Origin of the sequence: Mesorhizobium sp. M1004 (assembly GCF_040318795.1) — a bacterium.
Classification (GTDB): domain Bacteria; phylum Pseudomonadota; class Alphaproteobacteria; order Rhizobiales; family Rhizobiaceae; genus Mesorhizobium.
Genome location: NZ_JAMYNB010000002.1, coordinates 266783 through 289449, shown reverse-complemented (window position 1 = coordinate 289449; position 22667 = coordinate 266783). Strand labels below are relative to the sequence as shown.

The window sequence follows — 22667 nt, the reverse complement described above, 5'->3', positions numbered from 1 at the left end:
CGAAGCGTTGGTTGTGAGCGAGGTTTAGGATGGACTGGAACCCCACGGACCATGATCGGATGAGCGCGAGCAAGGATGCCGTGGCCTGCGAATTCGGCAACGGCCTGGCGCTGCTCGATATGAGGTCCAACATCTATTACAGCCTGAACAGCGTCGGCGCCTATATCTGGGAGCTGATCCAGGAGCCGCGGCCGATTTCCGAAATCCGCAGCGCCGTGCTGGATCGCTACAATGTCGATCCGGAACGCTGCAAGGCCGATGTCGATGGATTGTTGAAGGGCTTGGCGGACGCCGGGCTTGCGAGGCTCCATGATGAGGAACTTGTCTAGAGCTTTCTCACTGAGCGGGCCGGAGATGCTCTTTCTCGCCCACTGCCTTGCGGTGGTCGTGGCGGTGCGGCTGGGGCTGACGCTGCTTTCCTACAACAAAGTGCGCCGCATGGTGACCCGGCTCGACGCGCGCGAACCAGCCGACATCGGCGATCTCAGGCGTGTCGCCTGGGGCGTGGCTGCGGCTGCCCGCCTGGTGCCTGGCGCAAGCTGTCTGACCCAAGCGCTTTCCGGCCAGTATTTGCTTGCTCGCCAGGGCAACGCCTCAAAAATCCGCATCGGCATCGAGCGCGACACCGGCACCGAGTTGAAGGCGCATGCCTGGCTGGTCAGCGGCGACCATATCGTGCTCGGCGGCTCGCTTGGCAGGTTTAACCATCTCGTCGACCACGGCCAGTGAGCGATGAGCGGCGTCGCCGGAATTCTGCTTAGGCAGGAAGGCAGGCAGGCCGCCGCGGCCGACATCCAGCGCATGCTTACCCGCATGCAACATCGCGCGCCTGACGGCAGTTCGTGGTGGATGGACGAGGGCGTCGTTCTTGGCCACGCCTGGCTCAACACCACCGATGAAGCCGGCCCCGGCCCGCTGACCATGGCCGGCGGCAAGCTCGCGATCACCGCGGACTGCCGGCTGGACAATCGCGACGAATTGCTGGCCAGGCTTGGCATCAGGGACAGTTCGGTTGCCGACGCCGTGCTGTTGATGCGCGCCTATCTGCGCTGGGGCGAAGCCTGCCCCGAGCATCTGCAAGGCGACTTCGCCTTTGCCATCTGGGATGGCGAGCGCCGGCAGCTGTTTTGCGTGCGCGACCATTTCGGCGTCAAACCGTTCTACTATCATTCGAGCGACCGGCGCTTCGTCTTTGCCTCGGAGATCGGGCCGATCCTCGATGCCGGCGGCGTCGACATGCGCATCAGCGAACACCAGATTTCGGGATTCCTGGCCGGGCTGCCCGACGATCCGCAGTCGACAGCCTATGCCGATATCTTCCGCCTGCCGGCGCGCCACAGTCTGACAGTGACCGGCAACCAGGTGGTGCTGCGCCGCTACTGGCAGATCGAACCCTCGCCAAGGCCGATGCGATCGGATACGGCCGAGGAATTCCGGCATCTGTTTTCGCAATCGGTCCGCAACCGTATGCGCGGCACGCCTGCGGTCGGCGCAATGCTGAGCGGAGGGCTCGATTCCTCGTCGATCGCCTGCGTGGCGGGCCTGCAGAATGCCGCGCAGCGAAAGCCGAGGCTGCCGACCTTCTCGCTGGTGTTCGAAAAGGGTTCGCCGATGGACGAGCGGCCTTTCATCGAGGCAGTGCTTGGACAGGAGAAGGTCGACGGCACTTTGATTTCCGTCGGCAACTATGCGCCCTTCGCCGAATTCGAACACATTCTGGAGGAGCAGGAAGAAACGTTTCTTGCGCCCGGCCTGTCGCTGACCCGCGACATCTACAGGACCGCCGGCGCCAAGGGCATGAGGGTGCTGCTGGACGGCCATGGCGGCGACGAGGTGGTTTCGCAGGGCCACGGCCATCTGCACGAACTCGCCTATGCCGGCAAATGGATGGAGCTGTGGCGCGAGCTGCGCAGCGCCTCCAACACCTATGGCGATGGCATGCTCGGCCTCTACTACCAGTTCCTTACCCTTTACGGGCCGGCCTGGCGCATCGCGAGAATCAAGCGGTTCGCGAACCGCGTGCTTGGCAAATTGCGGCGCCATCCCACTGGGCGGCCGGCGACGAGCTGGCGCGCCCTGATCAATCCGGACCTGGCGATGCGTACCGACCTCGTCGAACGGTTCCGCAGGGCCGGCTACATGTCGCCCGCGGTCAGCGCCAGCGAGACCTTGACCCATCGCTGGCTGCTGTCGAACGGCATGGTGCCGCACGCCTTCGAGGTACTCGACAAGGCGGCGGCGAATTTCGGCGTCGAGCCGCGCTACCCCTTCTGGGACAAGCCTCTGGTCGAGTTCTGCCTGGCACTGCCCGGCGCGGAAAAGCTGAACCAGGGCTTTGGCCGCTCGGTGTTGCGCCGTGCCATGGAAGGAATTTTGCCCCCGGCGGTGCAGTGGCGGCGCGACAAGATCGATTTCACCTCCAATTTGGTCAAAGGCATGCTGGGCAACCACCGCGATCTCCTGGACAAGGTGCTGGTGAAAGATGCGGCGCGGATTGCCCCTTACGTCAACCTGCCTGAGGTGACCGCCGCCTATGGCCGCATTTCCAGCCAACCCGACGCCGCGACCTTGCCCGATGTCCAGTATGTATGGCGTTCGATTTCGCTATCGTTGTGGCTGCGGCAGGTGCAACAGCGCGGGAGCCACTGATGATGCCGGCCAACATGCCTCTTGCCGCTGATGACCGCCATGCAATTGCTGCTCGCGCACAGCACTTGTACAAAGCCTATGGGCTGACGATCGCTTCGCAGGTCGAACTGCCTGACCTAGAGCCGAGCGAACCAGCTTGCGTCGATGTGCTGATCACGGTCGGCCCGATCGACCTGCCAAAACCCTCGCCCGAGACCGGAACCGCTTTCCGTTTCGAGCCGCGGCAGCAATATTTGGCATGGCAGACGGTCGGCGCCTTCCTGATCACCGATGCCTGCCGGATCGAGGTGGAGCCGGCGCCCGATGTCGACGATGCGCTGCTGGCGTTTCCGCTGCTCGGTCCGGTCATGGCACTGCTCCTGCACCAGCGCGGCCTGCTCATCCTGCACGCCAGCGCCATTGCGGTCGGCGGCAAGAGCGCTGTCTTCATGGGCGACAAGGGCGCCGGCAAATCGACGACGGCGAGCGCGATGATCCGTGCCGGGCATCGATTGCTGACCGACGATGTCGTGGCGCTCGATCTCACGGACCGGCCGATGATCGTTCCGGGTTTTCCGCAGTTGAAGCTCGCCGCCGATGCCGCCGCCGCGTTTCCCATCCGCCAGGCAGAAATACGCCCGCAGGTGCATGCGGCGATCGACAAGATGCAGCATCGCCTGCACGCCGGATTTGCGGCAGACGCGGTGCCGGCGACCCGGATCTATATCCTCGAGCGCGGCGACAAGGCAGCGATCACGCCGCTGCCAGGCATCGGCGCCCTGCCGGCCATCATCAAATTTTCCTATGTGACGCGTTTCGGCCGTCCAGCCCTGGTCGGCGATTTTGCCACGACACATCTTCGCCAATGCGCGGCCCTGGCCAGCCAGATCGGCGTCTGTCGCCTCGAAGTGCCCACCGGGCTCGACCGTATCGGCGAAGCCGTCGCCCTGATCGAAAACGATCTGGCGGCCGACAAAGGGCCGCGGTGACTGACATGTCCGCATCGCAGATCCTGCGCTTTTCGTTTTACCGCGATGTCGCCGGCTTCGGCGCCGCCATGGCCCGGATCGGCGGGCGCAGGACCTTCACGGCATTGCTGTTCCTGATCCTGGGAAGCCTGACCGAAGGCATCTCGATCCTGCTTCTGGTGCCGCTGCTGCATCTGGTCGGGCGACCCGAGCAGAATTTCGCGGTCAGGTTGCCTGACCGCGACTGGGTGCGCTGGCTGGCTCCGGACGGAACGCTGCAATTGACCACGGTGCTTTGCCTGCTGGTCGGGCTTGTCGCGCTGCAGGCAGCGTTCAACCGCTATAAATCCGTCTACATGGCGCGACTGCTGCTCGACTTCATCAATCGCCTGCGCATGAACCTGTTCGAGAGCATCGGCAAGGCGCGGTGGGGGATATTCGCGCGCATGCGCAGCTCCGATCTCGACCATGCGCTGACCGGCGATATCGACCGCGTGCAGTCGGCGGCGTTCTCGCTGCTGATGCTGGTGCAGATCGCCGTGCTTCTGGCGGGTTATCTCGTTGTCTCGCTGTTCATTTCGCCAGTGATGACGGCGTTTGCCATTGTCGTCGGCATCGTCACCTTCCTGGCACTGCAGCCGTTTCGGGCACGAGCCAGCGCCTTCGGCCGGGTCTTGACCAGCAATCGCCAGGAGCAGTACCGAACGGTCTCGGAGTTCCTCGGCGGCATCAAGGTGGCCAAGAGCCTGAATGTCGAGGCGACCTATTACGCGCAGCTTCGCGCGACGCTGGAGAAGATGAAGGCCGACAACATCAACTATGTGCGCAACAGCACCATCGGCACCGCGCTGTTCCAGGTCGCCAGCGTCATTGGTCTGAGCCTGTTCATCTATGTCGCCCTGGTCCGCTTCAACCTCTCACTGGCCGAGATCGTAGTCTTGCTTCTGGTGTTCATGCGCATCGCGCCGCGCTTCATGGACATGCAGATGCAGGCGCAGCAGGTGCTGATCAATCTGCCGGCCTATGCCTCGATGCGCGACATGCAGGCGCGTTTCGATGCCGAAAGCGAGCCGGCAAACCTCGAACCGGATGCCAAGCTGTCGCTCGATGTCGGGCTCAACATCCGCAACGTCTCCTTTGCCTATGAGGCCGGCGGCAAGCCGGTGGTGAGCGATGTGACGTTTGGCCTTCCCGCCGGCAAGGTAACGGCGCTGATCGGTCCGTCAGGCTCGGGCAAGAGCACGCTTGCCGACATGCTGCTTGGCCTGCTCGAACCGAGCGAGGGCAAAATCCTGGCCGATGGCGTCGAGATCGGCGCCGCCAACCGCCGGCGCTGGCGCGACCAGGTGGCGTATGTGCCGCAAGACGTGTTCCTGCTGCACGATACGATCGCCGCCAATCTGCGCCTTGCCGCGCCGCAAGCCAGTGACGCGGAGCTGTGGACTGCACTGCGCGCTGCGCATGGCGCCGACTTCGTCGAGCGGCTGGAGTTGCGGCTCGACACGGTGGTCGGCGACCGCGGCGTCCGGCTCTCGGGCGGCGAACGCCAGCGCATCGCGCTGGCGCGCGCGCTGCTGCGCAAACCTTCGCTGCTCATTCTCGACGAGGCGACCAGCGCGCTCGACTGGCAGAACCAGTCCCTGATCGCCAAATCGATCGACGGCTTGCGCGGATCGATGACGATCCTGACCATTGCGCACAGGCCATCGATGATCGCCTTCGCCGACTGGGTGGTTGCAGTCGAAAACGGACGAATCGTCGAAGTCGGGCAATATCAGAGGTTGAAAGCGAAGGCCGGCAGCCGCCTGTCGAAAATGCTTTCAGGCGAGCAATCGGAACCCGAGCCGGCCGAAGCAGGCTGAGTCCGGCTGCAAGATGATCCGAGGCCGACCTTGCGGCTTCAGACTGTTCAATGCACGCTGCGCCTCGCCGAGAGCTTCTCGCCTTCAACCGCCTTGTCGGCGCCGAGGCTTCTTTCGGCGTCGCGAGCCCTGTCGGCCGATGTCGGCGCGCTCCTGGCGATCATCACATACACCAGCAGGAAATAACCGATTTGGATGAGGACAGCGCAGCCGATGACGCGAAGCACCGTTGTGGTGACCGTCGCGCCGTCGACATAGGACCACGCGACCACGATCGCGAGGGCGAAAACCATTCCAATGACGAATTTTGGTAATGACATGTTCGGCGGCCCGTCAACCGGCCCGAGCATGCAAAAGCGACGACTTACCCACCCGAGTATCTCCCCATTCGCCATGCGAGCTTATTTAGCTGCTCTTTTTCGGCCGGTTGCTTCCGGCCTTCCCAACCCATCCAGACTCTATCAGGAATAATTTGCGACTCTATTAAGGCGCGAAACTGACGGCAAGGGCAACCAGCAATAATTTTCGGCTTGGCGGCGGCTTGGACTCCGCCATGCTGCGATGCACACGCAGGGGTGGTGGCCTAACTCGTCATGCGCTTTATACTACAGTAGAATCTGCAATGTTGATTAGTATTTTACTTGATTAATTTAGCAAAGCCAGTGATTCGAAAATCAGTTAAAGCCGTTCCCTCTGCGGCAAAGGACGATTTGCCCAAAACCCGCCGAAAAAAGGCATTACATTTCCTACGGTTGCTAATTATTCGTCACAAACCCGCCATAAAGGGCAAAATTTGGGCAAGGAGGGTTTATTATTTAGTCAATTCCTGACGTGACTATTTCCGCCATATGGGAAATTGTGTGTTGCGCTGCAGCATTTTTTTGGTATCGTGGCATAAACCATCCGTTCAACGTATGGAGCTTTTGCATGAGGGACGTTGCCAAGTCGGCTAATGCGGCATTTTCGCATGTCGGCGTAGATTTTCCGCCACCCATCGGCGGGCTGCTGAAGCGCAGTTTCGATATTTTCGGTTCACTTGTCGGCCTGGTGGCGCTTAGCCCGCTGTTCCTGATGGTGGCCCTTCTGGTCAAGCTTTCCGACGGCGGCTCGATCTTCTACGGCCACAAGCGCATCGGACGCGGTGGGCGGATTTTCCCCTGCCTCAAGTTCCGCACCATGGTCGAAGACGGCGAACGTGTGCTGGCCGCCTATCTCGCGGCCAATCCGGAAGCCAACGCCGAATGGATCGCGACCCGCAAGCTGAAGAACGATCCGCGCGTCACCCGCGTCGGCGCCGTTCTGCGCAAGCTCAGCCTCGACGAGCTGCCGCAGATCATCAACATCCTGCAGGGCGACATGAGCCTTGTCGGGCCTCGCCCGGTGGTGCGCGACGAGCTTGAGATCTACGGCAGCGCCGCGGTCTATTATTTGAAGTCGCGGCCGGGCCTGACCGGGCTCTGGCAGGTCAGCGGACGCAACGATGTCTCCTATGACAGTCGCGTCGCGTTCGACCGTCACTATGTCGAGAACTGGTCGCTGTTCGAAGACGTTCGCATCATCCTCAAGACCGTGCCTGCGGTGTGGATGTCGCGCGGTTCCTACTGACCGACCGCAACTGGTCAGCAATCGGGCCGGTACGGCCCGAAGCCAATCCGGTCCAAAGCTATTCGGCGATGGGCCGGTCTCGCATTGCAGCCATAGTATTCTGCCATGTTCCGAAGGAGGCACTCGGCAGCAGGCCTATCGGGCGGATGGGGCCAAAACGGATCGGAAACGTTCAGTTGAAAACAGACATATCAGCGTATTTTCGCCTTGCCGGCCCGATGCGGCCGGCACGGCTCGTCGCCACGTGCCTCGCTCTGTCGCTCGCGGTTCCGGCCATGGCCGACGAGTACCGGCTCGGCTCGCAAGACAAGCTCAACATCCGCGTCGCCGAGTGGCAGACGGTGGAAGGCACGTTCCGTGACTGGTCGGCGGTAAACGGCGAATATTCGGTCGGTCCAGCCGGCAATTTGTCGGTGCCGTTCGTCGGCGAACTGCCGGCCGCCGGCAAGACCACGTCGGAGGTTGCGACCGCGATCAGCGTCGCCCTGCAGCGCAAGCTTGCCTTGTCGGACAAGCCGGAAGCCTCGGTGGAAATGGTGCAGTTCCGGCCGTTCTACATCTCGGGCGAGATCCAGACGCCTGGCCAGTTTCCCTATGTGCCGGAGCTGACCGTGCTCAAGGCGATCAGCATCGCCGGCGGCATCCGGCGCAACGCCGATTTCGGCACCCAGCTCGGCAAGGATCTGATCACCGCCAAGGGCAATTTCGACATTTATGACGACCAGCGCGTGCGATTGATCGTCAAGCGTGCCCGCATCGATGCCGATCTCGCCGGCAAGGAGAGTTTCGAGGCGCCTAAGGAAGTCGAGGGCGACCCGCGCCTGGCGACAATCGTCGCCGACGAAATGCAGATCCTGATCTCCGACCAGAAAGCGTTGAAGCTGAAGCTGCAGGCGCTTGACGATCTGAAAGGGGTCCTGCAGTCCGAAATCGAGGCGCTGCAGAAAAAGATCGTCAACCAGCAAAAGCAGGTCGACCTGGCGCAGCAGCAGGCGGACAGTATCGGTCCGCTGGCGCAAAAGGGCTTGGTCGCCAACGCACGCCTGCTTTCCTCGCAACAGTCGGTCACCGATCTGCAGGGCAAGATCCTGGACTATGAGACGGCGATCCTCACCGCCAAGCAGTCGGTCAGCAAGGCGACGCAGGATGCCATCGATGCCCAGAACACGTTGAACTCGAGACTTGCCGCCGACCGGCAGCAGGTCGAAGCAGACCTCAACGAAGCCGCACTCAGGGTCAACATGCAACAGGGCCTGATGGCCCAGGCATCGGACCCGGCCACGACCGCCGCCATCACAAACCACAATGAAGAGCCGGCGCTCATCTATTCGCTGGTGCGCGTGACGGACGGCAAGACCAGCGAGATCGACGCCAAGGAAGATACGCCGGTGCTGCCGGGCGACGTCATCAAGGTGAAGCTGGCGCCGACGGCCAGCCAGTAACCTGTTTGTTTGGAGCAATTCCGGACGGAAAACCGTTTCCCACTTTTCCCGGAATTGCTCTAGCGCTCGGGCTCGCTCGGCGAGGCCCGCGCGATGGAGGCGGGAGGAACCAGTTCGGCTCGTTCGCGCCAGGGTGCGGGCGGGAACTTCCGTTTTTCGACCGCTTGAAGGCATTCCATGCAGCCCGCCGCACCGCGCCACGTCTACCTCAATCTCGATGCCATCCGCGGCGTCGCGGCGATCAGCGTCATGCTCTACCACTTCTCGCCGTTCCTGGCCGCCGGCAAGGTGCTGCCGTCGAGCTATTTGGCCGTCGACCTGTTCTTCCTGCTCAGCGGCTTCGTCATCGCGCATGCCTATGACCGCAAGATCGAAAACGGCATGGGCGTCGGCACCTTCGTGGCGATCCGCCTGATACGCCTCTACCCGCTCTACCTCGCCGGCACGCTGCTCGGTTTCTTCTATCTCGTCGTCAAGAACCGGCTGATTCCGGCGGAATACATGCCGATCTCCGAGATCGGAACCATGCTGACGACCGGCATGTTCTTCATCCCGCTGGTCAGCGATGCCTATCACACGATCTTTCCGCTCAACCCCGCGTCGTGGTCGCTGTTCTTCGAGCTGATCGTCAACATAGCCTATGTCGCCGTCTTCTTCCTGCTGACGAAACGCGTGCTGAGCACGCTCATCGCCGTCAGCCTGGTGTTGCTGGTGGTCGTCTCTATCATTGCCGGCACGCTCGACTTCGGCATGACCGGCTCGACCATCATCAGCGGCCTGCCGCGCGTCTGTTTCTCGTTCTTCCTGGGCGTGCTGCTTTGCCGGTCCATGACACGCTATCAAAGCGGGCTCGGCTTCCTGCGGCGCGGCTGGTGGGTCGAGGGTGCGATCGCGCTGACGCTCATCGTCTTTGCCATCGCGCCGGCCGGCGGCGCGCGCGTCGCCTACGATCTCGCCTGCGTCGTCTTTGTTTTCCCGGCGCTGGTGGTGGTCGGCACTATTGCGCAGACGGCGCCGCGCCTGTCAGGCCTCTATGGCTGGCTGGGGCGGATTTCCTACCCGATCTACATCATCCACACGCCGCTGCTGATGATCATCGCCGGGGCGGGCAAGGCCGCAGCGATCGACCCGTTCGCGCATCATCCCTGGTTCGGCATCGTCATGGCGGTTTCCGTCATCGTCATCGCCGACATCGCCACGCGCCTCTATGACGAGCCGTTGCGCCGCTTCCTGCAGCGGCTGATGCTGCGCAAGCGCGCCGTCGCCTGAGATAAGCAAGTCAGACGCGCGCCGGCATGCGGCCGTTGGCGGTGTTCTCGTCCGGCACCGGAACATAGGCCCGCCTTGCCCTGGCGAGCGGCACCGGGCGCAGCTTGAACAGGCCGTAATAGACGATGAACGAGGCCATAAAATAGGGGCCGAGGATCTCGACCTCGAAGAAGGAGCGGATCAGCATCATGCCGACCGCGCCGGCGAGCACCACCGAATCGGCGCTCCAGTCACCGAACACCACCTTCGAAACATGGCCCCAGAAGGAGCGCAGGATGATCAGCGCCAGCATCGTCACGCCTATGAAGCCGAGCTCGACCAGCGTCTCGATATAGGTGTTGTGGAAATGGAAGCCGGTGCGGGTGGAGATGTAGAACTCGGCCCAGAGCCGTTCCGGATCGGCAAAACCCTGGATCCAGTAGGCGGCATAGCCATAACCGAGCACCGGACGCTGCTGCGCGGCGGCCCAGCCCTGTTCCCAGAGATAGGTGCGGCCGGTCAGCGTCGAATCCTTGCCGAAGATGCCGAGCACGACATCGAGCAGGCCAAGGTTCAGCGCAGCCATCACACCGCCGACCAGCGCCGTAGCGCCGACGACGAACAGCACGCGGCGGTAGCGGCGTGACAGAACCTTGCTCATGGCAAGCAAGGCAACGACACCGATCACCGCCGGAAGCGAAGCGACTGACGTCGCCGAGTGGGCGATCGCCAGCATATAGACCGACAGCAGGATGATCGGCGCGGTCCAGACGAAGCTCATCCAGTTGCGCCGGTAGAAGGCCAGAAAAGCGAAGCAGAAGAAGATGCCGAGCGAGGCGAAGAAGCCGATCTGGTTCTTGGAGCCGAAGGCGCCGACGAAATTGGTGGTGCCGTCGATAGTGTCGAGCGCATAGGCGCCAACCTTCAGCGAATACAGCAGCACGATGAAGATGCCGATCAGCGAGCCCAGCACCAGCGTGCGCGTGCTGATGGTGCGCGCCGCGATGTAGGCGCACAGCATGTGGGAGAAATATTGCAGCCCCGCCCGCGCGCTGGTGCCGGCCGCTTGCGACCAGAACAGCGACAGGCAGACATAGGCCGCAAACAGCAGCGGCAGCCAGGCGCTGGAGAGATCGCGGGCGAAACGCCGGTAATCGACGAACAGCAGCGGCAGCCATACCAGATAGTAGGCGAGGATCAGGATCTGGCCGAAATTGGTGGAGTAGGCGAAGGCAAAGACCGACACCGCAACGGCGAAGGCGGCATAGGCCTTGTTGTTGTCCGGATCGATCAGAATGGATTTCGGGATCTTCATATCCGTACCGGATTTCTCATGCTGCCGCCTTTCGGCTGGGCTGAAGCGCCCATGGTCGGCTTTTCTGCGTCATGCGCGATCGCCGGAACCTGCCCTTGCCGGACCCCGATCAGCGGGCATCCATTGTGCAGTGCACAATATAACCTCTATCGCCTGTCACTCAATGGTAAATTTGCCGCGAGGGGTAAAGTTGCTGCAGGCAGGGCCAAAACGACCATGCAACCGACAAATGGCGTTAATGCGGCTCGCTCGTTCGAAAATTCAAACTGTGGCCGCTACCACAGCGCCCCGCCGGTGATCTGGATGTTTTCCATGGTGATGCCCTTGGCCAGATCCGAGCACAGGAACACGGCTAGAGCCGCGATTTCCTGCGGCTGCAGCATGCGCCGCTGGGGATTGCCCTTGGCGATCTCGGCCATCGCTTCCTCGGCGGTTCTGCCCTTGCCCTCACGCTCGACGACCTGCGCCACGTTGCGGCGCATCAGTTCGGTCTCGACCCAGGTCGGGCTGATCATGACGCAGGTGACACCGTGCGCGGCGCCTTCCAGCGCCACGCAGCGGGTAAGGCCGAGCAGCCCGGCCTTCGAGGCGCAGTAGGCCGGGTTGTCCTTCCAGCCGACGGAAGCCGCCGTCGAGCCGATGTTGACGATACGGCCCCAGCCGCGCTCGATCATGCCGGGCAGCACAGCTCGCGTGACGCGGAACGCTCCGCTGAGATTGGTGTCGACGATCTTGTCCCACAGCGCGTCGGAATGGCCGCAGACCGGCTGTTCGGCGGTGGTGCCCGCGGCATTGACCAGTATGTCGGCCGGGCCGATGGCGGCCTGCACGTCGGCTGCAAACCGGTTGGTCACCTCGCTGTCGCGGACATCGAGATGGGCGGCACAAACCCTGGTGCCGTGTGCCGACAGGGCCAACCGCACGCCCTCGAGTTCATCGGCGCCGGGATAGTAGGCGGCGTCGGATCTGTCGGCGCCGGCGGGCGCGATGTAGGAGCCGACGGCGACATTGGCGCCGGCTTGCGCCAGGGCCGTAGCAATGGCGAAACCCATGCCGGAAAACCCGCCGGTGACGATGGCGCTGCGGCCGGAAAGGTCTGTCATGGTGGGCAGTCTCCGATGCGACGTACGATGCGTTTATTCATAGTCCGTCGCCGGCTAGGAGCGCTACCTTGCCGGCAACGCGGCCGTAACATCGAGTTTCGCTAAAGCGGTTTGCCCAGCCACTCGCGGTAGAAGCCTTCGAGATCTGGCTCGAAATCATGGACGATCGGGTAGCCCGGCGCCGCCGCTTCCACTTCGTGCATGGTGCCGCATTGTGGACAGATGAATTCGCGAATTTCCATCCATTGCGGATCGGGGATATCGCTGTTGGGATAGATCTCGCGCAGCGCTTCCTCGGTGTTTCGCACGTTGATCGCAGCCTTGAGCTTCCAGTTCTTGCGGTAGTCGCCGAAGGAGTGGCCGCATTCGCAGCGGGTGATCCGTTCATCGCCGCTTTGGCAGATGAAGAGGTGATCCGAGACCGGCAGCAGGATCGGGTCCTTCCATGCGACACGGTCCTGATAGACGGCGAGCATCTTGAAGAAGCGGTCGTCGTCCTTGTAGGCGCTCATGATGCGCTTTGTCTGCGGCCAGGGCAGCTTGCCGGCTGAGAGATCGCCGAGGACTTCCTTGCTGTATGAGGTCATGGCTTTGCTCCCGGCATGAAGATCGATCTGGCGTCGACGGTCCAGAAATCACTGAAATCCCTGGTGAAGCGCGACGATAGCTTGATCGCGCTGGCATACATTTTCTTCACCTCGGGCGCGAAGTCGGCCTTCTCGACACGGCCGCGTTCGGCAGCGATCCAGTCCGAAACCGGGATCGCCTTGGCCAGACGCTCTCTGCGCATGGCGGCACGACGTTCGACGGTGGCGTCGATATCGGCAACCGGATAACCCTCGGCGTCGTCCTTCAGCACGATGCCGAAAATCTGGATCGCCGCCTGGCGGGTGAGAAAACCGTTCTCGGCATCCCAGGCGGTCTTGACCGGATCGCGCTCCAGCACGTCGCCGTAGCCGCCGCCACCATTGTAGGAATGGCTGAAGATGTCCCCCGACTTGTGCGGCGAGGTGATGTAGGGGCCTTCGACCACGGCATGGTCGCCGCCGATGTTCTTCTCGTAGTCGGAGACATGCGGATCGATACCTGGGGCATGCGCGAGCGGTTCGCCTTTTGCCGCCAGTTCGTGGATGTTGGAGTTGCGCACCGCGCGATGCTTCTGGCAGGTCGGCGCGGGATAACCGCCGCACATGCCGCCATTGTCGAATACCCGCGAGGAGTGTTCCGAGGTGTGCAGTCGCAGGTGCGAGGTCTTGTTGATCAGCCAGGTCGAGACGAAGGAACAGCCGCCGCGATATTTGCCGGCGCCCCCTGAATTGGGGACGATCGAGCGGCCGATATAGACCATCGGCATCGATTGTTCCCAGACCTCGATGTTGCCCATGTCGGATTCCGGATTCCAGCCGACATAGGCGGTGTCGAGGCCGTCGGCGATGGCCAGCGCGCCGGAGCCGGCGGCGGCGCATTCGAAATGCGCCATGCCGAACGGCGTACCGTACTGGCTTTCGCCGCCCATCTCGATCATCGGGCTGTTGACCTGGCCAACGAAGGCTTCCTCGACGAAGCCGCGCGCGACGAAGCCGCGCGACAAAAGGCGCTGGAACACGCCATAGGCCGGCAGCAGCAGCGCCCAGGATGTGGCGGTCGCCACCATCTCATTGTCGGGGTTGGTCCAGGTGCCGTGCGGCAGCTTCAGCTCGGTCGCCATCCAGGCGCCGTCATTGACCAGGCCCTCGAAATTCATGTGCTGGGTCAAGGTGACGAACATGCCGCCATCCATGCCGGCCGGCGTGCAGTTCATCGAATGGTAGCCCCAGGGCTGCGTGCCCTCGAAGTCCATGGTGATCTTGCCGTCGGTGGTGATCTCCATCTCGATCGGGATGTTGTAGAGCCAGTCGGGATCGCCAAGCAGCTGGAAGCCGGGCTTGCCCGTCGTGACATGGCCGTAGAAGGTGTGGCCACGATAAATGCCGGGCACGGTGAGCTGGCGGGTGCGGGCGAGCTGGGCGCGACGGCCCTCCTCGATGAACTCCTTCGACACCTTCATCCAGTAGTCGAGGCCGATCTCGGAGATCAGCTGCTTGACGCTTTCGCGCATGTCGATGCAGGAGGCGACCTTGGCCTTCTCGTCGAGCACCCAGTAGATCGGCATGCGTAGATTGCGCTCGCAGCGGATGACGTAGTCGCGGCGGATCTCGTCATTCTCGCCGATCTTCTCGGCGCAGACGAACAGGCCTTCGGTGAAGCGCTCCTGCGCCAGGCAGACGTCGCCGCCGGGCGTGATGCCGCCGGCTTCGAGCTCGTGGCAGACCGCACCGGCCCAGCCGACCAGCGTGCCTTCATGGAAGATCGGCACCACGTCCATGACGTCGGGCACCTGCACGGTGCCGATGAAGGCATCGTTGTTGGCAAAGATGTCGCCTTCGCGGATCTTCGGGTTTTCCTCGTAATTGTTCTTGATCATCCATTTGATGAAGCGGCTCATCGTGTGGACGTGGACCATGATGCCGTTGGACAGCGCGATCGCATCGCCCTCGGGCGTATAGATCGCCACCACCATTTCGCCGACTTCGCGCACGCCGGGCGAGGCCGAGATGCGGCGGGCCATTTCGCGGGCCGAGACGCAATAGGCGCGCAGCTTGGTGTGCAGCGTCTCGAATTTCAGCGGGTCCTGGTTGCGTAGCGTGAGCTCGGTGATGCCGTCATAGCAGCCGGTCTCTTCCATCAGCCGTTCTGAATCGAGCAGCCGTTCGCGAAGGCGCAGGGCCGAGGCAGGTCTGTCCAACATGGCGGTGCCCTTTCAAGAATGGGTGTAATGCAGCAGCGTCCACTCATCGACGTGGACACGGTCCTGCGGATGAACAACGAGCGTGGTGGCGGGATGTTCGATGATGGCCGGACCGATCACCTCATGGCCGGGCTGCAGTAGGTCCATCTCGTAGAGATTGGCCTTGTGCCAGCGTCCCCCGATATAGGCCTCGCGCACGCCCTTGTGCGCTGCTGCCGGGGCCGACTTGCCGAGCGGGCGCTTCAAGAGCACCGGCTTGACCTTGTCGGCGGTGGCGATCAATCCGAGCTCGGTGATGGTGAAGCCGGCTTCGCCATAGCGCGAAACGCGATGGTTGACCTTGGCGTAGACCGCCTCGAACTCGTCGATGACCCTACGCATGTCGTCAGCCGAATTGACCTCGGCAAGCGGTGCCATGACCTCGACATCCTCGAGCTGGCCGGTGTAGCGCATCATCAGGAACGGCACGGTCTTGATCTTGTCTCTGATATGGCCGTCGCTGATCATCTCGTCGACCGCCGCCTTGGTGAGATCATTCCAGACGTCGGTGACCTTCTTGCCGAAAGCGAGCAGCTCGTCATCGCTTGCGCGGGCGCCGATGTCGTGCTGCGTCGAGACCGAATGCCGACGCATGAAATCGGCGGTGGTGCAGCCGAAGGCCGAGAAGGCGGCGGCAAACTGGAAGGTGATGATGTCCTTGAAGCCGATGCCCCTGGAGCAGCCGGCCAGATGCAGCGGACCCGAGCCGCCATAGGACAGCAGCGTGAATTCCGAGGGATGGATGCCCTGGCCGGAGATGACCCGGCGCAGCGCGTTGTTGGCATCGGCTTCCAGCATGTCGATCATGCCTTCGGCAGCCTCCTCGACACCGACGCCAAGGATGCTGGAGCATTTTTCCTCAAACGCTTTGCGCGCCTTCTCGACCTGCAAGACGACCTTGCCGCCGAGGAAATAATACGGGTTGAGGCGGCCTAGTATGGCGTCGCAATCGGCGATGGTGGGTTCAGTGCCGCCCTTGGCGAAGCAGATGGGGCCGGGGTCGGAACCGGCGCTTTCCGGCCCGAGCGAGACTTTCTTGGTCAGCGGGTCGACCTTGAGGATCATGCCGGCGCCGGCGCCGATCGTGTCGAGATGCAGCGTCGGCACGTTGAGCTTGAAACGGTCCATCAGCGGCTCGTTCTCGATCCGCGTCTGGCCGCGCGAAATGACGCCCATGTCGAAGGAGGTGCCGCCCATGTCCGAGCAGATCAGGGAGTCGTTGCCGATGAGCTTGCCGACATAGGCCGCGCCGAGAATACCGCCGATCGGGCCGGAAATCATGGTTTCGTGCAGGCGCGGATGGTTGATTGAGGTCAGGCCGCCAAAGGACAGCAGCGTCTGCACGCCGTATTTGAAGCCGTATTTTTTCGAAACGTCCTCGATACCCCTAAGCTGCTTGCGGCCGCGCGACGTCGCGTAGGCTTCGATCAGCACCGAGTTCAGCCGCGACTGTTCGCGGATGACCGGGCGGACCTCGTGGCTGGTGTAGATGAGGATGTCGGCGCCGGCTTTCAGCACCTCCTCGCGGCATATCTCGGCGATGCGCTTTTCGTGCACCGGATTGACGTGCGAGAAGATGGTCATGATGCAGATCGCCTCGACCTTGTCGGCGATCAGCTTCCTGGCTGCAGTCGCGACCTCATGCTCGTAGAGCGGCAGCACGATGTCGCCGAACTGGTCGATGCGCTCGGTGACGCCATGGGTGCGACGGCGCGGCACCAGCGGATCGGGATGATGGTGGGTCACCGCATGCAGCCGGTCGGCATAGGAATAGTCGGCCCAGGCCTGCAGGCCGCGACCCATCAGGATCATGTCTTCCAGACCCTTGGTGGTGATCAGGCCAAGCCGGCGCCCGGTACGCGACAACAGTGTGTTGAGCATGCCGGTGCCGGAATAGAGCACGACGTTGACGCCGGAGAACAGCTGCTCCAGCGAGATACCCCAGGCGTCGGCCGCGTCTTCGGCCGATGCAAGGAAGCCTTCGGCTTCGTTCTTGGGCGTGGTTGCCGACTTGCCGATCTTGAAGTGGCCGTCCTGGTCGACAAGGATCGTGTCGGTCATGGTGCCGCCGGCGTCGATGCCGATGACGATTGGATTGCCGACAATGGGACTGGTGAGGTTGGGTTGTGTCACGGTCGCCTCAGGCTTGCTCTAGGATGGCTCAAGCTAGATTCCTTGGGCGGCCTGGCGCCATATGCCAAAAGACACAATGACCGCCGCGTCGGGATTGCCGAGAAAAGGGCATGCGCATGGGCAATATCTGGGGGCCGCTCGCCAGGGCGATTGCCGCCAACGGTACGGACAGGCATGTCGACTGCCTGATTGACCTGATCGGCGCCGATATCGAGCACGATCTCGTCACCGTGACCCGATATTCGGCGACGCAGACGCCGGAATTCATCAAGCACCGGCGCTTCTCCGACGAGATGGTCCGGCGCTATCTCGACAATTACTATGTCTTCGACCCGTTTTATGCCTCGTGGCGGCGTGAGCAGAGGCTGGGCATCACGTCGCTGAAGCGGCTTGCCGACGACGAAGCCAAACGCGGCCAGTACATAGCGGGCTTCCTGGCGCAGTCGGAAATCTGCGACGAGGTCGGTATCATGCTGGCCGATGGCGGCGACTGGTGCCTCGGCATCTTCCTCGACCGCTCGACCTCCACCTTCAAGGACAGCGAGATCGCCCTGCTGGACGAGCGGCTGCCGGTGTTCGAGGCGCTGCATGCACTCGACATCAAGGCGCGGGGGACGGAATTCTCCCGCACATCGGCGCCGACCGGCCCCGGCGCCTCGCCCCGGCAGGAGCCGACCATTCCTGCGAGCCTGTGGCCGGAGCTGTCGCTGCGCGAGCGGGAATTGGTGCAGTTGATCCTGGCGGGACATCCGACCGCCAACATCGCGGAACGGCTCGGCATCGCCGTCGGCACGGTGAAGAACCACCGCCGCCGCATCTACGAGAAGCTCGACATCACCACCGAACGGGAGCTGTTTTTGCAGTTCTTCCAGCATCGGGCAGACGGTTAGTCCGCCATCGATATCGTCGTCAGTCGTGCAATTGCCTGGAAATCGGCGGGCCGACAGTAAAGCCGGAGAATGTTACCTCAAACCCTTCGCGCTGTGGCGAGCAGCACATCATTCCGACATCGACGGATTTCGAGATCGGGAAATAGGCCAGCCGCACCGGCTTCCAATGGCTATCCGTGGAGTCCAGATACTGGATGCGGATCGCCTCCGCGTGGCGAGTCAGGCGGATGCGGACGCCGTCGGGGCCGTTGGGGATGCTAAGCAGCGACCAGTCCGAGGTGTCGTTGGTGACGACGACGGAAAAGTGCGCCAGCCCGTCGGTGTATTCGATGCCTGCCTTGATCCAGTGCGTTTCGCTCAGCCGCAGCATCAGCCCGGCCTGGTCGTAGAGCACCTTGTAGTCGCCCTTGACGGTGACCTCGGCGCTGAAATCACCCTCGACCGGCCGGTAGAGGAAGTGGCCATTGTCACGCCAGAAGCCGTAGAAGGTCTCGCGCCAGAAGTCGGTTTCCTTGCCGGTGCGCACATGCACCGTGTCGTCGCCGACAACATGATGCGTCGGTGGGTTGAGCCAGGTCAGGTCCTCTTTCGCCGCCGTCATCGGTTCCCCCGCGATCAGCCGGCAAATGTATAGGCTGTCTTTACCGTGGTGTAGAACTCCGCGGCATAGCGGCCCTGCTCGCGCGGGCCGTAGCTCGATCCCTTGCGACCACCGAACGGGACGTGGAAATCGACGCCCGCCGTCGGCAGATTGACCATCACCATGCCGGCTTCGGAGTTGCGCCGGAAATGCGTGGCATGCTTGAGGCTCGAGGTGCAGATGCCGGACGTCAGGCCGAAGGGCGTGTCGTTGGCAACCGCCAGCGCCTCGTCATAATCCTTGACACGGATGACATTGGCGACCGGCCCGAAGATTTCTTCGCGCGAAATGCGCATGGCGTTGGTGCTCTCGGTGAACAGTGCCGGCCTGAGGTAGAAGCCGGGCGTTTCGCGATCGAGCCGCTCGCCGCCGAAAGCGAGGTTGGCGCCTTCCTTGCTGCCGATGGCGATGTAGTCCTCGTCCTGCTTGAGCTGGCTCGCATCGACGACCGGTCCTATCTGGGTCTTGGTGTCGAGCGCATCGCCGATGACGAGCTTTTCCAGGCGCTCCTTGAGCGCGGCGACGAAGCGGTCGTGAATGCCCTCGGTCACCACCAGGCGAGAAGAGGCCGTGCAACGCTGGCCGGTCGAGAAATAGGCGCCGTTGATGGCGCATTCGACCGCCGTGGCGAGGTCGGCGTCATCAAGCACGACCATCGGGTTCTTGCCGCCCATTTCGAGCTGGAACTTGCGCATATGCTCGACGCTTGCGGCGGCGACGCGTTTGCCGGTGCCGACCGAGCCGGTGAAGGTGATGGCGTTGAGGTCGGGGCTGTCAAGCATGGCCTGGCCGACCACCGAGCCCTTGCCCATGACCAAATTGAGCACGCCTTTCGGCAGGCCGGCGCGGTGCAGGATGTCGACAATGGTCCAGGCGCTCTCCGGCACCAATTCGGCCGGCTTGAAGACGATGGTGTTGCCGTGGGCCAACGCCGGCGCGATCTTCCAGGTGGGGATGGCGATCGGGAAATTCCACGGGGTGATGATGCCTACCACGCCGACGGCTTCGCGGGTGATCTCGACGCCGACGCCCGGGCGCACGCTGGGCACCAATTCACCCGACAGGCGCAGCGTCTCGCCGGCGAAGAAGTCGAAGATCTGGGCGGCGCGGATGGTCTCGCCAATGCCCTCGGCCAGCGTCTTGCCCTCTTCGCGCGACAGGGCGCGGCCGATCTCTTCCTTGCGCGCCATGATCTCGTCCGACGCCTTTTTCAGCACGGCATGGCGAACCAGCGGCGCCGAACGCGACCAGGCCGGGAAAGCAGCCTTGGCCGCCGCGATGGCCTGCTTGGCCTGTTCGGCACCGGCCGAGGCATATTCGCCAACGACATCCCCCGTGTTCGAGGGATTGATGTTGCGCGAGCCGGCTTCGCCCACCCACTCGCCGTCGATCAGATTTTTACGAAACAGGGTCATGTCGCAGTCTTCCTTGTAATGGTTCGCTGGCGGTGCCGTATGCCTGAATCATTTATCAGACAAATGACGACACTGTGAGGCCTGAAGTCTAGCTGCGGACTGGATAGCCGATGGCGCGCTGCTGTGAAAGCCGCGACCTCAAAACGGACGATATGAAGCAGGCCGCTGTCAGCTCGGAAAAGTCCAGAACAGGCAAGCCAGCGTTGCCGCGGCGAAGATGACGAAGAACAGGCTTCTGAGCAGGATGTTACGGCGCAGCTCGTTCATGGTGAAATGACAGCCGACGATTGCCGCGGCAAACAGAAAGCGCCAGTTGAGCAGCGCCCATAACACACTGCTCTGGCCGAAGGCCCAGCGGGCGACGAGGCAGCCGACAATGGTCGCGAACAAGGCGATTACCGCCCAGAACAGCGCGTCCGCCGCATGGGTGAGCACGATGCCGGCGGCGCGGATCGGCAGGATCATCATCAGCATGGCGCTGAAGAAATAGACGGCGGCGAGCGGCAGGAACGAGCCAGCATCGGCGATGCCGTCCAGCCGCCGGACCCCGATCGCGCCATAGGGATAGCCGTGCCGGGCAACCGCCAGGCTGAGCGCCATGAGCAATGCGGTGAACACCGCGACCAGTGCGAATGTGGAGAGAGCCTTGCTCATGCCGTTCCTTGTTCTGATGCCCTATCCGGGCCGAATCACAAGGAGCGATTTTAGCGCACGGTCCTGAATTGCGCGTCAGCTTTGGTGAGCGCCGATCTTCACCGGTCGCTGTTTTCGAAGGCGCCCATGCCTTGCGCGATCAGATTAGTGGCCATGACCAGCGAGACGATGGCCGCCGAGTTGAAGATCACCACCCACCATTTGCCGCCGGTCAGGAAGCCGTAGCCGTCGGCGACCGCCAGTCCCCAATCGGCTGAGGGAGGCTGGATGCCGAGGCCGAGGAAGCTCAGCGTGGCGATCGAAAAGAAGGCGTAGCCAAGCCTTGTGACCAGCTCGATGAGGATGGTTTCCCTGACATTAGGCAGGATCTCGAGGAACATGATGGAAAGAGCGCTCTCGCCGCCGAGACGAGCGGCGCTGACATAGTCGCGTTCGCGCTGCTCGCGCACGGCGGCACGCACCGTCCGTGCCACCAGCGGGGCATAGGCGATGCCGATCACAAGGATGACGGTGAGGTTCGATGGCCCAAGCGCGACCAGCGCCATGGTGACGAGGACGATGAAGGGAAAGGCCATCAGCGTGTCGAGCAGCCTGGCGCCGATGGCGTCGATCAGCCCGTCGAAATAGCCGAGCACGAGGCCAAGCACGCTGCCGGCGGCAACGCCGAGCAGTGTTGCTGCCGGCGCGACCAGCAGGATGTCACGCGAGCCGACGGCGATGCGCGACAGCACGTCGCGGCCAAGTTGGTCGGTGCCGAACCAGTGCGCCGCGTCGGGCGGCGCCAGCATGACGAGGAAATCCTCGGCATAGGGATCGTAGGGCACAAACAGGCTGCCGAACACGGCACAGCCGACCCAGAACAGCAGGATCAGCGAGCCGATGATGACCGAGGGCGGCAGCTGCGAAACAGTCTCGCGGATGCGACTTGCTGCCCGCCAGCGCAGCGTACGGCGCTCCGGCAATTCCATCAGTTCCATCATGGCGAGACACGGCGGCGCTGCCGCGGATCGAGCAAGGCATTCACGAGATCGCCTGCCGCGGCCGACAGCACGAAGATGGTCGCCATGACCAGCACGCCGGCTTCGAGCATCGGGAAATCTCGCGCCTTGGCGGCGTTGAGGACAAGGTTGCCGAGGCCCTGTATGCCGAACAGGGCTTCGATGACCACCAGACCACCCAGCATGTAACCGGTCTGGGTCGCGAGCACGGCGATGGTCGGCGTCAGCGCATTGCGCAGCACGTGCCGGATGAGTATCTCGCGACGCTCAAGGCCTTTCAGGACGGCGGTGCGCGTATAGTCGGCGGCCAGCGCCTCGATCACGCCGGCCCGCGTCATGCGGGCGATGTAGCCGGCGAGGTTCAGCACCAGCGGCAGCGCCGGCAGGATCAGATAATAGCCACTGACCCACAGCCCGGCGCCATCGGGAGCAGCGCCGGTGATCGGGAACCAGTTCAGCCACAGGCCGAAGACGATGAGCAACAGCAGGCCGGAGACGAAGTCCGGGACGATGCCGAAGGACACGCCGGCGAGTACGATCAGGCGGTCGATAAAGCGGCCCTGGTTGAGACCGGCGACGATGCCGGCGCCGATGCCCAGCGGCAGCAGAAAGACGAGGATAATTCCGGCAAGGGCCGCCGAGCGCTTGAGGCTTTCCAGAACGAAGGGCGCCACCGGCAAACGCAGCGACAGGGAGGTGCCGAAGTCGCCTGACAGCACGCTGCTGAACCAGTGCCAGTATTGCACGAGCACCGGCTGGTCGGCGCCGAGCTGCCTGTTCAGCGCCGCGACGGCCTCGGCATCGGCGAACGGCCCGAGCATGAGGCGACCGACATCGCCGGGCAGAACCTGCCCGGCGAAGAACACCAGCATGCTGACCAGCCACAGCGTGAGCAGAAGCGAGGCTGCCCGCACCGACACAGTGCGGCCGGTCAGCATC

General features: G+C 62.9%; 20 protein-coding genes. 9 read left to right on the top strand and 11 right to left on the bottom strand.

Going from position 1 to position 22667, the window contains the following annotated elements; genetic code table 11:
- Positions 1–59 precede the first annotated feature (59 nt).
- The 5 genes from NKH54_RS05580 to NKH54_RS05560 are packed head-to-tail and all read left to right on the top strand — an operon-like array spanning position 60 to position 5458.
- Positions 60–329, top strand: coding sequence for a PqqD family protein (locus NKH54_RS05580; protein ID WP_245259933.1), 270 nt, complete (start codon positions 60–62; stop codon positions 327–329).
- Positions 330–354: 25 nt separating this feature from the next.
- The gene (locus tag NKH54_RS05575; RefSeq protein ID WP_245261015.1) at positions 355–729 is read left to right on the top strand and encodes a lasso peptide biosynthesis B2 protein; all 375 of its coding nucleotides are present in this window, start codon (positions 355–357) and stop codon (positions 727–729) included.
- A 3-nt stretch (positions 730–732) separates the two neighbouring features.
- On the top strand, positions 733–2649 hold the full coding sequence (locus NKH54_RS05570; protein ID WP_353027846.1) for a lasso peptide isopeptide bond-forming cyclase: 1917 nt from the start codon (positions 733–735) through the stop codon (positions 2647–2649).
- A complete protein-coding gene (locus NKH54_RS05565) occupies positions 2649–3617 on the top strand; it encodes a phosphoenolpyruvate carboxykinase (ATP) (protein WP_353027845.1) in 969 nt (322 codons plus the stop codon). The genes NKH54_RS05570 and NKH54_RS05565 overlap by 1 nt, the downstream gene beginning before the upstream one ends.
- 5 nt (positions 3618–3622) lie before the next feature.
- A complete protein-coding gene (locus NKH54_RS05560) occupies positions 3623–5458 on the top strand; it encodes an ABC transporter ATP-binding protein (protein ID WP_353027844.1) in 1836 nt (611 codons plus the stop codon).
- A 47-nt stretch (positions 5459–5505) separates the two neighbouring features.
- Here NKH54_RS05560 and NKH54_RS05555 read toward each other — a convergent pair whose 3' ends face one another.
- Positions 5506–5778, bottom strand: a complete 273-nt coding sequence (locus tag NKH54_RS05555; RefSeq protein WP_023668815.1) for an exopolysaccharide production repressor protein — start codon at positions 5776–5778, stop codon at positions 5506–5508.
- 607 nt (positions 5779–6385) lie between these two features.
- On the opposite strand from NKH54_RS05555, the gene NKH54_RS05550 reads away from it, so the two are divergent.
- From NKH54_RS05550 to NKH54_RS05540, 3 genes are all read left to right on the top strand, one after another.
- Positions 6386–7063 (top strand): sugar transferase, encoded by a 678-nt coding sequence (locus NKH54_RS05550; protein ID WP_023668816.1) that lies wholly within the window; start codon positions 6386–6388, stop codon positions 7061–7063.
- Positions 7064–7281: 218 nt separating this feature from the next.
- A complete protein-coding gene (locus NKH54_RS05545; protein WP_032894632.1) occupies positions 7282–8505 on the top strand; it encodes a polysaccharide biosynthesis/export family protein in 1224 nt (407 codons plus the stop codon).
- 177 nt (positions 8506–8682) lie between these two features.
- On the top strand, positions 8683–9774 hold the full coding sequence (locus tag NKH54_RS05540; RefSeq protein ID WP_353027843.1) for an acyltransferase family protein: 1092 nt from the start codon (positions 8683–8685) through the stop codon (positions 9772–9774).
- 10 nt (positions 9775–9784) lie between these two features.
- Here the strand turns inward: NKH54_RS05540 and NKH54_RS05535 are convergent, their stop codons facing one another.
- The 5 genes from NKH54_RS05535 to NKH54_RS05515 all read right to left on the bottom strand — a co-directional run bounded on the left by NKH54_RS05535 (position 9785) and on the right by NKH54_RS05515 (position 17131).
- Positions 9785–11068: an O-antigen ligase family protein gene (locus tag NKH54_RS05535; protein WP_023689977.1), complete on the bottom strand. Its 1284-nt coding sequence runs from the start codon at positions 11066–11068 to the stop codon at positions 9785–9787.
- Between the two features lie 275 nt (positions 11069–11343).
- On the bottom strand, positions 11344–12171 hold the full coding sequence (locus NKH54_RS05530; protein ID WP_353027841.1) for an SDR family NAD(P)-dependent oxidoreductase: 828 nt from the start codon (positions 12169–12171) through the stop codon (positions 11344–11346).
- A gap of 101 nt (positions 12172–12272) precedes the next feature.
- Complete coding sequence (locus tag NKH54_RS05525; protein WP_023668821.1) at positions 12273–12758, bottom strand: acetone carboxylase subunit gamma; 486 nt, start codon at positions 12756–12758, stop codon at positions 12273–12275.
- A complete protein-coding gene (locus tag NKH54_RS05520) occupies positions 12755–14959 on the bottom strand; it encodes a hydantoinase B/oxoprolinase family protein (protein WP_353027840.1) in 2205 nt (734 codons plus the stop codon). Before NKH54_RS05520 ends, NKH54_RS05525 begins: the two co-directional genes overlap by 4 nt.
- A gap of 12 nt (positions 14960–14971) precedes the next feature.
- Positions 14972–17131 carry a hydantoinase/oxoprolinase family protein gene (locus NKH54_RS05515; RefSeq protein WP_353027839.1) on the bottom strand — a complete coding sequence of 720 codons (2160 nt, stop codon included), beginning with the start codon at positions 17129–17131 and terminating at the stop codon, positions 14972–14974.
- Positions 17132–17241: 110 nt separating this feature from the next.
- Here NKH54_RS05515 and NKH54_RS05510 point away from each other — a divergent pair, with 110 nt between their 5' ends.
- Positions 17242–18021, top strand: coding sequence for a helix-turn-helix transcriptional regulator (locus NKH54_RS05510; protein WP_023736221.1), 780 nt, complete (start codon positions 17242–17244; stop codon positions 18019–18021).
- Between the two features lie 19 nt (positions 18022–18040).
- Here NKH54_RS05510 and NKH54_RS05505 read toward each other — a convergent pair whose 3' ends face one another.
- From NKH54_RS05505 to NKH54_RS05485, 5 genes are all read right to left on the bottom strand, one after another.
- Positions 18041–18622: a DUF1349 domain-containing protein gene (locus NKH54_RS05505; protein WP_353027838.1), complete on the bottom strand. Its 582-nt coding sequence runs from the start codon at positions 18620–18622 to the stop codon at positions 18041–18043.
- A gap of 14 nt (positions 18623–18636) precedes the next feature.
- Positions 18637–20076, bottom strand: a complete 1440-nt coding sequence (locus NKH54_RS05500) for an aldehyde dehydrogenase family protein (protein WP_023828600.1) — start codon at positions 20074–20076, stop codon at positions 18637–18639.
- A 168-nt stretch (positions 20077–20244) separates the two neighbouring features.
- On the bottom strand, positions 20245–20730 hold the full coding sequence (locus NKH54_RS05495) for a hypothetical protein (RefSeq protein WP_023668827.1): 486 nt from the start codon (positions 20728–20730) through the stop codon (positions 20245–20247).
- A gap of 98 nt (positions 20731–20828) precedes the next feature.
- The gene (locus NKH54_RS05490; RefSeq protein ID WP_023668828.1) at positions 20829–21710 is read right to left on the bottom strand and encodes an ABC transporter permease; all 882 of its coding nucleotides are present in this window, start codon (positions 21708–21710) and stop codon (positions 20829–20831) included.
- Positions 21707–22666, bottom strand: a complete 960-nt coding sequence (locus NKH54_RS05485) for an ABC transporter permease (protein WP_031201805.1) — start codon at positions 22664–22666, stop codon at positions 21707–21709. Before NKH54_RS05485 ends, NKH54_RS05490 begins: the two co-directional genes overlap by 4 nt.
- Position 22667: the final 1 nt, after the last annotated feature.